Origin of the sequence: Pseudomonas sp. NPDC087346, from assembly GCF_044744235.1 — a bacterium.
Lineage (GTDB): Bacteria > Pseudomonadota > Gammaproteobacteria > Pseudomonadales > Pseudomonadaceae > Aquipseudomonas.
On record NZ_JBIUXX010000077.1, the window covers coordinates 7,015 to 21,996 of the forward strand.

The following is a 14,982-nucleotide window of genomic DNA, read 5'->3' on the forward strand; positions in this document are numbered from 1 at the left end:
TATAGCTTACCTATAAGCGGAATCATCGCTTCTGCGAGTGCTTCACGGTCGATCCATTCACCAAGACACTGGTCGGGCTTCTGAGTCACGGTAACCTTCCACATGTAGGGGCAGAAAAAAGGGGCTACATTATGCCGCCCAGAACCTCTTGTAGCAATGCGCGCTTGTCGCGCAATCGGTAACAAAATTCCTATCAAAAAAATTACGCCCTTCTACAGCCCAGTAAAACCGCGGCTTTCAGCGCAGTCAATTTTTCGACGACTGTTAGACGATGTCTGTAACCCTCCGTAACACGACCCCGTTTCGGCACTACATAACCACTAAAAAAGTGCTCGTTTTTATGGTTACCACTACATTTCGCGCAAACATCGAAGATAGACACAGTCTGCAACTGACAGGCGACACCTGACGCCGCTACAATTACCGACTTTGTCGCAAAGCCTGGAGCTCAACCTTCCGTGCCCGTTCTGCGTCTACCGCTTCTCCCTGCTGCGGCAGGTAAACAGCATTGGGGCAATTTGCCCGGTGCTGCCCTCAGCCTGGCGATTGCCGAGGCTGCCAGCGCTGCCAAGCGCTTCACGTTGCTATTGACCGCCGACAGCCAAAGTGCCGAACGGCTGGAACAGGAGCTGGGCTTCTTCGCCCCGGATTTGCCCGTTCTGCATTTTCCCGACTGGGAAACCCTGCCCTACGACCTGTTCTCGCCGCACCAGGACATCATTTCCCAGCGTATCGCCAGCCTATATAGGCTGCCGGAACTGGAACATGGCGTGCTGGTGGTGCCGATCACCACCGCCCTGCATCGCCTGGCGCCGACCAAATTCCTGCTCGGCAGCAGTCTGGTGCTGGACGTTGGCCAGAAACTCGACGTCGAGCAGATGCGTTCGCGGCTCGAAGCCAGCGGCTATCGCTATGTCGATACGGTCTACGAGCACGGCGAGTTCACCGTACGCGGTGCGCTGATCGATCTGTTCCCGATGGGCAGCAAACTGCCCTATCGCATTGATCTGTTCGACGACGAAATCGAGACCCTGCGTACCTTCGATCCGGAAAACCAGCGCTCCATCGACAAGGTCGATTCGGTCAAGCTGCTGCCGGCCCGCGAGTTTCCGCTGCAAAAAGATGCGGTCACCCGCTTCAAGGCTCGTTTCCGCGAGCGCTTCGATGTCGACTTCCGTCGCTGCCCGATCTTTCAGGATCTGAGCAGCGGGATCACGCCGGCCGGTATCGAGTATTACCTGCCGCTGTTCTTCGACGAGACCTCGACCCTGTTCGACTACCTGCCACAGGACACCCAAGTGTTCTCGCTGCCGGGCATCGAACAGGCGGCGGAAAACTTCTGGAACGACGTGCGCAATCGCTATGAAGAACGTCGCGTCGATCCATCGCGTCCTTTATTGCCTCCCGCCGAACTGTTCCTGCCGGTGGAAGACTGCTTCGCCCGCCTGAAGAACTGGCCGCGCGTGGTTGCCAGTCAGCAGGACGTCGAGGCCGGTGCCGGTCGCGAACGCTTCCCGGCGCAAGCGCTGCCGAATCTGGCGATTGAAGCCAAGGCCACTCAGCCACTTGCTGCGCTTGCCGCATTCCTCGAGGAATTCCCCGGGCGCGTGCTGTTCACCGCCGAGTCCGCGGGCCGTCGTGAAGTGTTGCTGGAGTTGCTCGAACGCCTGAAGCTGCGCCCAAAAACCGTCGATAGCTGGCCGGATTTCGTCAACGGCAAGGATCGTCTGGCGATCACCATTGCGCCGCTCGATGAAGGCCTGATGCTGGACGATCCGGCATTGGCGCTGGTTGCGGAAAGCCCGCTGTTCGGTCAACGAGTGATGCAGCGTCGCCGTCGCGAAAAACGCGCTGACGGCAATAACGATGCAGTGATCAAAAACCTTACCGAGCTGCGCGAAGGCGCGCCGGTGGTGCACATCGACCACGGTGTCGGTCGTTATCTGGGCCTCGCAACCCTGGAAATCGAAGATCAGGCCGCCGAGTTTCTCACCCTCGAATACGCCGAGGGCGCCAAGCTCTACGTGCCCGTGGCGAACCTGCACCTGATTGCCCGCTACACCGGCAGCGACGATGCGCTGGCCCCATTGCATCGCCTCGGCTCCGAGACGTGGCAGAAAGCCAAACGCAAAGCCGCCGAACAGGTGCGCGATGTCGCCGCCGAGTTGCTCGACATCTATGCCCGCCGCGCGGCTCGCGAAGGTTATGCATTCGCCGATCCGAAAGCCGATTACGCAACCTTCAGCGCCGGTTTCCCGTTCGAAGAAACCCCGGACCAGCAAACCACCATCGAAGCCGTGCGCGAAGACATGCTCGCACCGAGACCGATGGATCGACTGGTGTGCGGCGACGTAGGTTTCGGCAAGACCGAAGTGGCGATGCGCGCAGCGTTCATCGCTGTGCACGGCGGTCGCCAAGTGGCGATTCTGGTCCCGACCACCCTGCTCGCCCAACAGCATTACAACAGCTTCCGCGACCGCTTCGCCGACTGGCCGGTGAGCGTGGAAGTGATGAGCCGCTTCAAGTCGACCAAGGAAATCAACGCCGCCATTGCGGACCTGGCCGAAGGCAAAATCGACATCGTCATCGGCACGCACAAGTTGCTGTCCGACGACGTGAAGATCAAAAATCTCGGGCTGGTAATCATCGACGAAGAACACCGTTTCGGTGTGCGTCAGAAAGAACAGCTCAAGGCGCTGCGCAGCGAAGTCGACATTCTGACCCTGACCGCCACGCCGATTCCGCGCACGCTGAACATGGCAGTGTCGGGCATGCGCGACCTGTCGATCATCGCCACGCCGCCAGCGCGACGCCTGTCGGTGCGCACCTTCGTCATGGAGCAGAACAAAAGCACTGTCAAAGAGGCTTTGCTGCGTGAACTGTTGCGTGGCGGGCAGGTTTACTACTTGCACAACGATGTGAAAACCATCGAGAAGTGCGCTGCGGATCTGGCTGAACTGGTGCCGGAAGCGCGGATCGGCATCGGCCACGGGCAGATGCGCGAACGCGAACTCGAACAGGTGATGAGCGACTTCTATCACAAGCGCTTCAACGTGCTGATCGCCTCGACCATCATCGAGACCGGCATCGACGTGCCAAGCGCCAACACCATCATCATCGAGCGCGCCGACAAGTTCGGCCTGGCACAATTGCACCAGTTGCGTGGTCGTGTCGGCCGCAGTCATCACCAGGCTTACGCCTACCTGTTGACGCCACCGCGCCAGCAAATCACTGGCGACGCGGAAAAACGTCTGGAAGCGATTGCCAACACTCAGGATCTCGGCGCCGGTTTCGTGCTGGCGACCAATGACCTGGAAATCCGTGGTGCCGGCGAACTGCTCGGCGATGGTCAGAGCGGGCAGATTCAGGCAGTCGGTTTTACGCTGTACATGGAAATGCTCGAACGCGCAGTGAAGTCGATCCGCAAGGGCGAGCAGCCGAACCTCGACCAGCCGCTTGGTGGCGGCCCGGAGGTCAATCTGCGGGTGCCGGCGCTGATCCCTGAAAGCTATCTGCCGGACGTCCACGCCCGGTTGATTCTGTACAAGCGCATCGCCTCGGCCACCGACGAGGAAGGCCTGAAAGACCTGCAAGTGGAAATGATCGACCGATTCGGCTTGCTGCCTGAGCCAACCAAGAATCTGGTGCGGATCACTGCGCTGAAATTGCAGGCCGAACAGTTGGGCATCAAGAAGGTCGATGGTGGCCCGCAGGGCGGACGTATCGAGTTCGCGGCGCAGACTCCGGTCGATCCGATGACTCTGATCAAGCTGATTCAGAGCCAGCCAAAACGCTACAAATTCGAAGGCGCCACAATGTTCAAGTTCCAGGTGCCGATGGAACGCCCGGAAGAGCGCTTTAATACTGTAGAGGCGCTGTTCGAGCGCCTCCTCCCGAAAACTGTTTAAGGACGCCGCATGCGCCTGTTTCGCTCACTGACCTTGCTTCTGACCCTGGTCGCTCCCACGGCATTTGCCGATGACACGTATATGGTCGAAATGATTCTGGTACGCCAGAACGCGGTACCGGCGATTGTCAGCCGTGCCGCCCCGGAAGACTGGGCCGCTGGTGCCCAGCGCCTGGGCGACGACAGCAAACGCACGCCGGCATTGGGCGATGTGGCGGCGAAACTCACCGCCAGCGGCGATTACAGCGTGTTGATGCACAGGGCCTGGCAGCAAACCCTCGGCGAAGCGCCGGCGAAAGTGGCGGTCAGCGAAGGCTCGGAACAGTTCGGTCAGTTCCCGATCGAGGGCACGCTGGAAATGAAACTCGGCCGCTTCACCGATGTGAACGCCGATTTCTGGGTCAATCAGATCGACGCCAATGGCATGGTCACCGCCAGTGAGCGCCTGAAACAGGACAGTCATACCAAAAATGGCCAACTGAATTTTCTCGACAACGGCCACCTGGGGCTGCTGGTCAAGATCACCTCTCTGACGGCGCCCGCCCCACGGCAAGCCCCTGAAGCCATTCCGGACTGATCGAAGTCCTTATGTCCCCGCCCCTGAGTAAACCGTTGGCACCCTCCTGGGTCAGCCGATTCAAGGAACAGAGCCTGGAGCGTGGCCGCCGCTATGCTCTGGAAAACCGGGTACGAATCGCCCAGGTCGGCGACGCGACGATCACCGCCAGTTGCGAAGGCTCTGGCGGTAACGTTTACCGTCAGACCATTCACCTGCGCGAGTCAGCCAAAGGAACGCTGCTGATGGTCGACGCCACTTGCACCTGCCCGGTTCGCATCAACTGCAAACATTGCGCGGCGGTATTGCTGCAAGTGCAGGAAACCCTCGAATACCCTGCTGCTGCCAAAGACGCCGAGCTACTGGAAAAACTTCAGGCCGTGCTGGAAAACCGCGGCCCGAAGGCTCCTCCGCAAGTGCTGGTGGACAATGTGCAACCGGTGCCACGCCTGTGGCTGGCCAGTGTCGAGTTCAGCGCCTTCGAACCGCGTAACGGCAAAATGCAGCGCTATATCCAGCATCGTGCGGCGCTGTCTTTCAGCTATCTGGACGAATACGTCAGCGGGCAAAAGAACAGCGACATCCTGATCCGCCAGGAAACCCAGACGCTACGGATAAAACGTCACCCGGAAGTCGAACAGTCCTATCGAGAGCAACTGCGAATCCTCGGATTTCGCATCGCCACCCGCCAGAGCAAAGCGCTGCCGGAAAGCGCTGGCGAGCTGTATGAGATGGTCAATGACAGTGCCTGGCTGACCTTCACTCTCAATGAGCTGCCAAAGCTGCGCACTCAGAACTGGGAATTGCAGATCGACGAAGAGTTCGGCTTCGACCTGACGGCTGTCGATGACTGGTACGCCACCGTCGAACAGGCGCCGGAGCGTGACTGGTTTGATCTGGAACTGGGGATCATCGTCAACGGCGAACGCCTGAGCCTGCTGCCGATTCTGCTCAACCTGATGCGCTCGCATGCGGAAATCCTCAACCCGGAACGCCTTGCGCGGCGTCGGGATGAAGAGCTGATTCTGGTGAACATCCCGCAACGCAACAGCGAGCACGGCCCGTTGCAAGTGGCGTTGCCGCTTGGCCGATTGAAACCGGTACTGGCGACCCTCGGCGAATTCTATTTGCAGGAACCGGGCGAAACCACGTTACGCCTGAGCAAGGCTGACGCCACGCGACTCAATTCGCTGGAAGGCATTCCTCTGCTGTGGGAAGGCGGAGAGCACATTCGCGGTTTCGCCCAGCGTCTGCGCGATATTCGTGATTACAGCGCGCAAGCACCGCAAGGCTTGAACGCAACGCTACGCCCGTATCAGCTTGAAGGTTTGAGCTGGATGCAATCGCTACGGCAACTTGAGGTTGGCGGGATTCTCGCGGATGACATGGGGTTGGGAAAAACCTTACAGACTCTGGCGCACATTCTCAGCGAAAAAAACGCTGGCCGCCTGGATCGACCGTGCATGGTGGTGATGCCCACCAGCCTGATTCCCAACTGGCTCGACGAAGCAGCGCACTTCACCCCGCAATTGAAGGTGGTGGCGCTGTACGGTGCCAGTCGTAAAAAGCACTTTGAGAAACTCGCTGAATACGATCTTATCCTCACCACCTACGCGCTGCTGCCCAAGGACATCGAACGTCTCGCGCAGCAACCGCTGCACGTGTTGGTGCTGGATGAAGCGCAGTACATCAAGAATCCGAACAGCAAAGCCGCGCAAGCCGCCCGTGAGCTCAACGCTCGCCAGCGCCTGTGCCTGAGCGGCACGCCACTGGAAAATCACCTGGGCGAACTGTGGTCGCTGTTTCACTTCCTGCTGCCGGGATGGCTTGGCGACGTCAAAAGCTTTAATGCCGATTACCGTGTGCCCATCGAAAAACGTGGCAGCGAGGTCAGACTTCAGCACCTTAACGGTCGGATCAAACCGTTCCTGCTGCGCCGCACCAAAGAACAAGTTGCCACCGAACTTCCACCGAAGACGGAAATCATCCACTGGGTCGATCTCAATGAAGCCCAGCGTGACGTGTACGAAACCATGCGTCTGGCGATGGACAAAAAGGTTCGCGACGAGATTACCCGTAAAGGCGTGGCGCGCAGCCAGATCATCATTCTTGAAGCGCTGCTAAAGCTGCGGCAGGTCTGTTGCGATCTGCGACTGGTCAACGATGCCACCCTGCCCGCTCGCGGCAGCACCTCGGGCAAGCTCGACAGCCTGATGGAAATGCTCGAAGAGCTGTTTGAAGAAGGACGGCGGATTCTGCTGTTTTCACAGTTCACTTCGATGCTGTCGCTGATCGAGGCGGAACTGAAAAAACGCAATATTTCGTATGCGCTACTGACCGGGCAAACCCGTGATCGGCGTACGCCAGTGAAGGAATTTCAGAGTGGTACGCGTCAGATCTTTCTGATCAGCCTGAAGGCTGGCGGCGTCGGGCTCAACCTGACGGAAGCGGATACCGTGATTCACTACGACCCGTGGTGGAACCCGGCGACCGAGAATCAGGCGACTGACCGCGCGTATCGAATCGGCCAGGAGAAACCGGTGTTCGTCTACAAAATGATTGCCCGAGGCACGGTGGAAGAGAAGATTCAGCACTTGCAGAAGGAAAAATCCGACCTGGCGGCGGGCGTACTGGACGGGCGCAAGGCCGGGGACTGGAAGTTGCAGAATGATGATATTGAAGCGCTGTTTGCGCCATTGCCGGACAAGCTCGACAAGCGTTGAGGATGTTGGCGGCAGTCAGGACGCTATCGCTGGCAAGCCAGCTCCCACAAGGTTATGAGCCGTAAATAAAACTTTGGCTCAACTCGAAACCTGTGGGAGCTGGCTTGCCAGCGATGGGGTCGACTCGAAGTCAGGCTAGACTCAGCCCTTGAGCACCCGCGCCAACGTCGATTTCACCTTGCCCATCCCGTCATGCAAAGCCTGCTCGATTTCAGCCATAGTGATCACCGCCGTGGTCTTGCCCGCTGCCGGGTTCACCACCAGCGACAGACAGGCGTAATCCAGATCCAGCTCACGGGCCAGTGCCGCTTCCGGCATACCCGTCATGCCGACGATGTCGCAGCCGTCACGCTCCAGACGCACAATTTCGGCCACGGTTTCCAATCGCGGGCCCTGCGTGCAAGCGTAAACGCCCTCACCGCTGTATTCGCATCCTTCCGCCGCCAACGCCGCAATCAACTGCTGACGCAGCGGCTCGCTGTAAGGAAAGCTGAAGTCGATGTGGGTGACATGCTCCAGATCATCGGCGAAAAAAGTGTGCTCACGACCACTGGTGTAGTCGACGATCTGGTGCGGAACACAAAAATGCCCAGTGCCCATTGCCGGATGAATCCCGCCCACAGCATTGACCGCAATGATCGCTTCAGCACCGGCCTGCTTCAGCGCCCAGAGATTGGCGCGGTAGTTGACCTTATGCGGCGGGAAGCGGTGCGGATGACCGTGGCGGGCGAGGAACAGCACTTCCTTGCCGGCGTACTCACCGATCTGCACCTCGGCTGATGGCGCACCATAAGGCGTATCCACTGCCAGCGACTGACGAATGCTCAAACCTTCGAGCTGGGTCAGGCCAGTACCACCGATAATCGCGTAAACCGTCATAACGAAGAGTCCTTAATCAATCAGTTGAGCGTCTTTCAGCGCGCCGATGGCGGTGAGCCAGCGCGGGTCCTGACGGTAATCGGTGCTGGCGAACGCCTGGCCGCGCATCCGCGCAATACGCGCCGATGGCTTGACCTTCAAGCGCTGCGCGGCGCTCAGGGCCAGTTCGGCGGCAGCGCGGTCGTTGCACACCAGGCCCATGTCGCAACCGGCGCTGAGTGCGGCTTCGATACGACTGGCAGCATCGCCGACCACATGGGCGCCGGCCATCGACAAATCGTCACTGAATATCACGCCGTCGAACTGCAACTCGCCGCGCAGGATGTCCTGCAGCCAGCGTCGGGAGAATCCGGCTGGTTGCGAATCGACTTGCGGGTAGATCACATGGGCAGGCATCACAGCGGCCAATTGCTTGCTGAGTTTGGCGAAGGGCACGAGGTCGTTGGCGCGGATCTCGTCGAGGCTGCGCTCGTCGTTCGGGATTGCCACATGAGAGTCAGCTTCCGCCCAGCCGTGACCAGGGAAATGCTTGCCAGTGGCGGCCATACCCGCACTGTTCATGCCGCGAATGAACGCTCCGGCGAGCAATGCTGCACGCTCCGGATCACCTTCAAAGGAACGGGTGCCGACCACAGCGCTGCGCTGATAGTCGAGATCCAGCACTGGCGCGAAGCTCAAGTCGAGCCCCACTGCCAACACTTCTGTGGCCATGATCCAGCCGCATTGCTCAGCGAGGTGTTCGGCATTCGGGTTGTCAGCGATAGCGCGCATCGCCGGCAGTCGCACGAAGCCCTGACGCAGCCGCTGTACACGACCGCCCTCCTGGTCCACCGCCAGCAGCAGATCCGGGCGAACGGCACGGATTGCCGCGCTCAGCTCACGCACCTGACGTGGATGCTCGATGTTTCGCGCGAAGATGATCAGGCCGCCCACTTCGGGCTGGCGCAACAATTGGCGATCCTCGGCCGTCAGCCAGGTACCGGCGACGTCCACCATCAACGAGCCTTGCAGGCCAGCAGTCATAACAATTCCTTGAAAACGAAAAACCCGACCTGCACGAAATCGCCACCGAAGGCAGTGCCCGGCAGGTCGACGAAATCTATGGAGAACGGGTTCAGAACGAGAGTCGGCATGGGCGGCTAGCTTAGCGGATACAAGCTGCCACGCCCACCCGTGTGCGGTTAAACCTTGGCGGCCACCGGCGTTGATTTAGTACGCGGACGCAGTTGCGCCGTTGCCATCGCGGTATCGGTGACACCGGTTTCGGCGCGCATGCCGGCCGCAAGGAACGGCACCATCAGGCGCATGACTTGCTCGATGGAGGTGTTGACGCCGAAATCAGTCTCGGCAATCGCCCGCAAAGCCTTGATGCCGGACATGCTGAATGCAGCAGCACCGAGCATGAAGTGCACGCGCCAGAACAGTTCGATTGGTGGAATACGCGGAGCCGCTTCGTTGACCAGCAACATATAGCGACGGAACACCTTGCCGTACATGTCTTCCAGATAACGCCGCAAGTGACCTTGGCTCTGACTGAAAGCCAAACCGAGCAAGCGCATGAAGATCGACAGATCGTTGCCGCTGCGTGGCTGCACGACAAGCGCCTGCTCGACAAGAATCTCGAGAAGCTCTTCCAACGTCGGCTTGTTTTCAGGCTTGGCCTGACGGCGTTCGAGTTCTTTATCCAGACTGATGCAGAACGGTCCGAGAAAACGCGAGAACACCGCCTGGATCAGCGCCTTCTTGGAGCCGAAATGATAGTTCACCGCAGCCAGGTTGACGCCGGCCTTGCTGGTGATCAAACGCAATGAGGTTTCCGCGAAACCCTTCTCTGCGAACAACTGTTCGGCAGCATCAAGAATGCGTTCAACGGTTTCCGACTGGGCCATGGCTACTCCGCCTGACAAACACTTGTTTGAAACATACGTTTCAGCCTGTGCCTTGTCAAGCCTGCCAGTTCGTTTTGGGAATGGTCGGTCAGCTATTTAACCACACAAGCCCGATGCATTAATAAGCGCAGCTGCCGACCGTCTGGCGGCCTGCAAAAAAACGGGCATTGCCAAGACCGCTTCACTGTATATAATCCCAGTCACTGTATAAAAAGACAGAGCGATCAATATGCTAAAACTGACGCCACGCCAAGCCGAGATTCTGGCCTTCATCAAACGCTGCCTCGAAGACAACGGCTACCCGCCGACCCGTGCGGAAATCGCTCAGGAACTGGGCTTCAAGTCGCCGAACGCTGCCGAAGAACATCTCAAGGCACTGGCCCGCAAGGGCGCCATCGAGATGACTCCCGGTGCTTCTCGCGGTATCCGCATCCCGGGCTTCGAAGCCAAGGCCGACGATTCCACACTGCCAATCATTGGCCGAGTGGCCGCTGGTGCTCCGATCCTCGCCCAGCAGCACATCGAAGAATCCTGCAACATCAATCCAGCCTTCTTTCATCCCCGCGCCGACTATCTGTTGCGCGTACACGGCATGAGCATGAAGGACATCGGCATTTTCGACGGCGATTTACTGGCGGTTCACACCACTCGCGAAGCGCGTAATGGCCAGATCGTTGTCGCCCGAATCGGCGACGAAGTCACCGTCAAACGCTTCAAGCGCGACGGCAGCAAAGTCTGGCTGATTGCGGAAAACCCAGAGTTCGCGCCCATCGAAGTCGACCTGAAAGATCAGGAACTGGTGATCGAAGGCTTGAGTGTCGGCGTAATCCGCCGCTAAAGGAGGCTTTATGCAGTTCCCACACACACCTCAGCAAACACAACTGCCGTTATTCGAAGCGTTTCTGGCACAACCCATGGCACCGATCCTCAAAGAAGTGATCGAGCGCCCCTGGAATGCCGAACCTGAAGTATTCAGTGAGCTGTCTCTGCGTGGTGCAGCCGGGAACTGCCTGAACCTGCTCGCCCCGATCCTTCGCGATTTGAGCGAGGATCAGGATGCACGCTGGCTGACGCTGATCGCCCCTCCCGCCAGCGTTACGCAGTCATGGCTGAGAGACGCCGGCCTGAACCGGGAGCGTATTCTGCTGCTACAGCCACGCGGCATTCAAAGTGCTCAGCAATTGACGTGCGAAGCGTTGCGCCTGGGCCGTAGCCATACGGTGGTTAGCTGGATCAATCCGCTTAGCACAAGCTCACGGCAACAGCTGATCAGCGCCGCCAGAACCGGCAACGCACAAAGTCTGAATATTCGACTGGGTTGATTTACTTGTAACGTGCGCTGTGTGTGAAGCGCAGGGCTTCTCCAGGGATAGAGAAGCCGATCTGGAGCGATAACGACAAAAATCGCAGACAGGCGGGGATCAGTGAAGAACCCGCGGCCCCTCATCTTTATCAAACTCGCCTTCAACCATACGACCGGCCATCTGCACGCCGACGCTCAACATCGCTTTGGCGATTTCAACGTGCTGACCTTGCAGGAACGCCTTGGCATCCTCGGAGAAATCCAGCGTCACCAAAGAACCTTCGTCCTCAGCCCTGCGCAGTTCGATACGACCGTCTGGTAACTCGACAATTTCTAGAAAGGACGTTGGCATATGGGTCTGTTCTCCACGAAAGGCAGGGATTATATAGACATCGTTAAGGCTTCGCTCGGGATCTTGACCAGCAGCATGTTTCAGATTGCCACCGTGTCAATCGCCATCAACACTCGTTCAAACCTTCACGAAAGCGAATCGCCAAGCCTTTCAGGTTCTGTCGCCAGCTCTCCAGCTCCTCACGACTCAACTCTTGCGGTGCCTCTTCTTCGTCCAGATTGACCGCCAGAATCAATGGCTGCGTCACATCGCCCTTCGGCTTGTGAGGAACCCGTGGCGGCTGGAACATTGCCGAATGCGCAGCCAGCAATTGCGCCAACCAGGTTTCCGGGTTACCGGCCAATTCGACCATCTCGGCCAATTCTGGAATAGCGATCGACTCCAATACTTCACGGGTCAACAGCATCTCTGCCCGTGGAGCATTGGCTTGAGGCAGACGATAGAACCCGGCAATCTCATGGCACAGCCCCAACAAAGCGCCGTAGAGGTGAAACAACGCCGATTCGCGCCCAGCCTGAATCAGCGCCAGAGAGTTCATCGCCCGCCCCTCTTCAGCGCGAGCCAGGGCTTCCAGCGAAAGACCGGCGAAATAGATCTTCTGATTGGTACGGGTATAGAGTTCGTGGGCCATGAAGGCAGTCTCCACAACGAAATAATTGCGTCACACAGGCCCGACAGTGTCGTGGATCAGTAGATCCGACCGCAAGCAGAAAACAAAAAGGCCGCATGAAATCCCGAAGGTTTCATGCGGCCTTTTCAGTGCCGTGGATTATTTGGACTTCGCGGTACGCTTGTCTTCAACAGTCCACTTGCCACCATCGTAGTAAGCCTTCCAACCGGTAGGCTTGCCGTCGACTTCGGTCTGCACGTATTGCTCCTTGGTCTTGCGGCTGTAACGGATCACGGCCGGCAAACCATCAGGATCTTTCTGTGGCGCATCGCACAGGAAGTGGTACTTCGGATCGATCTCATCTTTGTGCGGCAGAATCTCGATAACCAGCGGAGCACGAGTCTCACGGTTTTTCGGGAACTGACTCGCGGCAAGGAACAGACCGGATGCACCGTCACGCAGGATGTAGGTGTCGTTGACCTTTTCGCATTTCAGCTCAGGCATCTTCACCGGGTCCATCTTCGGCGGCGCCGCGTCACCGCTCTTCAGCAGTTTGCGGGTGTTCTTGCAGGTCGGGTTGGTGCAACCGAAGAACTTGCCGAAACGACCGGTCTTCAACTGCATTTCGCTGCCGCACTTGTCGCATTCCAGGCTCGGGCCTTCGTAGCCCTTGATGCGATAGCTGCCTTCCTCGATCTCGTAGCCAGCGCAGTCCGGGTTGTTACCGCAGATGTGCAGCTTGCGTTTCTCGTCGAGCAGGTAAGCATCCATCGCCGTGCTGCAGATCGGGCAGCGATGCTTGCCGCGCAGTACCAGTGACTCCGACTCACCTTCGTCGTCCGCAGCGATTTCGTCGCCCGGCACCAGGTTGACGGTGGCCTTGCAGCGTTCTTTCGGCGGCAGGCTGTAGCCCGAGCAACCGAGGAACACGCCGGTCGACGCAGTACGAATCTGCATCGGACGACCGCACGTCGTGCACGGAATGTCGGTCATGACCGGCTGGTTGGCGCGCATCCCGGTTTCCGGGTTTTCGGCTACTTCGAGTTTTTTCTTGAAGTCACCGTAGAACTCGTCCAGCACGTTTTTCCAGTCGCGCTCGCCCTGGGCCACGTCATCGAGGTTCTCTTCCATGCCGGCAGTGAAGCCGTAGTCCATGAGGTTCGAGAAGCTCTCCGACAGACGCTCGGTGACGATGTCGCCCATTTTTTCCGAGTAGAAACGACGGTTATGCAAAGTCACATAACCGCGATCCTGAATGGTCGAAATGATCGCTGCATAAGTCGAAGGACGACCAATGCCACGTTTTTCCATTTCTTTCACCAGACTGGCTTCCGAATAACGGGCCGGTGGCTTGGTGAAGTGCTGGGTCGGATCAAGCTTGATCAGCTTCATCACGTCGCCCTGAGCCATGTCCGGCAGCACGTCGTCATCACCAGGCTTGGCGATTTGCGGCATCACGCGGGTGTAGCCGTCGAACTTCAGGATGCGACCCTTGGCGCGCAGCTCGAAGTCACCAGCAGCGACGCTGACGGTGGTCGACAGGTATTGGGCCGGCAACATCTGGCAAGCCAGGAACTGGCGCCAGATCAGCTCGTAGAGACGCTCAGCGTCACGCTCCATGCCTGCAAGCTTGCTTGGCGTGGTGTTGGCGTCAGACGGACGAATCGCTTCGTGAGCCTCTTGTGCGCCTTCCTTGCTGCTGTAAACGTTCGGCGCTTCCGGCAGGTACTTCTTGCCGAACTCGTCTTCGATATAAGTGCGCGCCATCGTCACGGCATCAACCGAGAGGTTGGTGGAGTCGGTACGCATATAAGTGATGTAGCCGGCTTCATACAGACGCTGGGCCATCATCATGGTTTTCTTCACGCCGAAGCCCAGGCGGTTACTCGCGGCCTGTTGCAACGTGGAAGTAATGAACGGCGCCGATGGCTTGCTGCTGGTCGGCTTGTCTTCGCGCTTGACGATGCTGTAGCTGGAAGACTTGAGCTTCTCCAGCGCGGCCATGGCCTGGGCTTCGTTCAGCGGCTTGAAAGCTTCGCCTTTCTCGCGAGCCACTTCGAAACGCACGGTCGAACCTTTGGCGGTGCCAAGGTCGGCGTGCACTTCCCAGTACTCTTCCGGGTTGAAAGCACGAATCTCACGCTCACGCTCAACCACCAGCTTCACGGCAACCGATTGCACGCGACCGGCGGACAGACCACGGGCGATCTTCGACCACAGCAGTGGCGAGACCATGTAACCAACGACGCGATCGAGGAAACGACGCGCCTGCTGGGCGTTCACACGATCGATGTCCAGCTCGCCCGGTGCCGAGAAAGCTTCCTGAATCGCTTTCTTGGTGATTTCGTTGAACACCACGCGCTTGTAGCGGCTGTCGTCACCACCGATGGCTTCGCGCAGGTGCCATGCAATGGCTTCCCCCTCGCGATCCAAGTCGGTTGCGAGATAGATGGTGTCAGCATCCTTGGCGAGCCGGCGCAGCTCTTCGATGACCTTTTCCTTGCCAGGAAGGATCTCGTATTTGGCTTTCCAGCCGTGATCGGGATCGACACCCATGCGCGAAACAAGCTGCTTGCGCGCTTTCTCTTTCGGCGTGAGCACCGGACCTTCGCCCGCAGCGGCCTTGCCACGCTTGGCGGCTGGCTCTTTGCTGGCGCTAGCCGAACCGCTGGTGGGCAGGTCTCGGATATGGCCGATACTCGACTTCACCACGTATTGGTTACCCAGATACTTGTTGATGTCGAGTATCGGCCATATCCGAGA

General features: G+C 58.6%; 11 protein-coding genes and 1 pseudogene. 5 read left to right on the forward strand and 7 right to left on the reverse strand.

From position 1 onward, the window contains the following. Positions 1–104 (reverse strand): annotated as a pseudogene (locus tag ACIOZM_RS28175) (glyceraldehyde-3-phosphate dehydrogenase); the annotation flags it as partial. Between the two features lie 354 nt (positions 105–458). Here ACIOZM_RS28175 and mfd point away from each other — a divergent pair. The 3 genes from mfd to ACIOZM_RS28190 are packed head-to-tail and all read left to right on the forward strand — an operon-like array spanning position 459 to position 7,186. Next, complete coding sequence (gene mfd, locus ACIOZM_RS28180; RefSeq protein WP_401220086.1) at positions 459–3,908, forward strand: transcription-repair coupling factor; 3,450 nt, start codon at positions 459–461, stop codon at positions 3,906–3,908. Positions 3,909–3,917: 9 nt separating this feature from the next. Further along, positions 3,918–4,484 carry a CsiV family protein gene (locus ACIOZM_RS28185; RefSeq protein WP_401220089.1) on the forward strand — a complete coding sequence of 189 codons (567 nt, stop codon included), beginning with the start codon at positions 3,918–3,920 and terminating at the stop codon, positions 4,482–4,484. 11 nt (positions 4,485–4,495) lie between these two features. Continuing rightward, positions 4,496–7,186, forward strand: a complete 2,691-nt coding sequence (locus ACIOZM_RS28190; RefSeq protein WP_401220091.1) for a DEAD/DEAH box helicase — start codon at positions 4,496–4,498, stop codon at positions 7,184–7,186. Positions 7,187–7,327: 141 nt separating this feature from the next. On the opposite strand, the gene ACIOZM_RS28195 is transcribed toward ACIOZM_RS28190, so the two are convergent. The 3 genes from ACIOZM_RS28195 to ACIOZM_RS28205 all read right to left on the reverse strand — a co-directional run bounded on the left by ACIOZM_RS28195 (position 7,328) and on the right by ACIOZM_RS28205 (position 9,954). Continuing rightward, on the reverse strand, positions 7,328–8,065 hold the full coding sequence (locus ACIOZM_RS28195; protein ID WP_401220093.1) for an S-methyl-5'-thioinosine phosphorylase: 738 nt from the start codon (positions 8,063–8,065) through the stop codon (positions 7,328–7,330). A gap of 12 nt (positions 8,066–8,077) precedes the next feature. Beyond that, positions 8,078–9,088, reverse strand: coding sequence for a beta-N-acetylhexosaminidase (gene nagZ, locus ACIOZM_RS28200; RefSeq protein ID WP_401220095.1), 1,011 nt, complete (start codon positions 9,086–9,088; stop codon positions 8,078–8,080). Positions 9,089–9,246: 158 nt separating this feature from the next. After that, on the reverse strand, positions 9,247–9,954 hold the full coding sequence (locus ACIOZM_RS28205) for a TetR/AcrR family transcriptional regulator (protein WP_401220097.1): 708 nt from the start codon (positions 9,952–9,954) through the stop codon (positions 9,247–9,249). Positions 9,955–10,183: 229 nt separating this feature from the next. Here ACIOZM_RS28205 and lexA point away from each other — a divergent pair, with 229 nt between their 5' ends. Both lexA and sulA read left to right on the forward strand, forming a co-directional pair. Beyond that, a complete protein-coding gene (gene lexA / locus ACIOZM_RS28210; RefSeq protein ID WP_401220099.1) occupies positions 10,184–10,792 on the forward strand; it encodes a transcriptional repressor LexA in 609 nt (202 codons plus the stop codon). 10 nt (positions 10,793–10,802) lie between these two features. Continuing rightward, positions 10,803–11,276: an SOS-induced cell division inhibitor SulA gene (sulA, locus tag ACIOZM_RS28215; RefSeq protein ID WP_401220100.1), complete on the forward strand. Its 474-nt coding sequence runs from the start codon at positions 10,803–10,805 to the stop codon at positions 11,274–11,276. A 99-nt stretch (positions 11,277–11,375) separates the two neighbouring features. Here the strand turns inward: sulA and ACIOZM_RS28220 are convergent, their stop codons facing one another. From ACIOZM_RS28220 to topA, 3 genes are all read right to left on the reverse strand, one after another. Continuing rightward, complete coding sequence (locus ACIOZM_RS28220) at positions 11,376–11,609, reverse strand: hypothetical protein (protein ID WP_007953047.1); 234 nt, start codon at positions 11,607–11,609, stop codon at positions 11,376–11,378. A gap of 106 nt (positions 11,610–11,715) precedes the next feature. Then, complete coding sequence (locus ACIOZM_RS28225; RefSeq protein WP_401220103.1) at positions 11,716–12,240, reverse strand: DUF6586 family protein; 525 nt, start codon at positions 12,238–12,240, stop codon at positions 11,716–11,718. A 138-nt stretch (positions 12,241–12,378) separates the two neighbouring features. Continuing rightward, a complete protein-coding gene (gene topA / locus ACIOZM_RS28230) occupies positions 12,379–14,976 on the reverse strand; it encodes a type I DNA topoisomerase (protein WP_401220107.1) in 2,598 nt (865 codons plus the stop codon). Between the last annotated feature and the right edge of the window lie 6 nt (positions 14,977–14,982).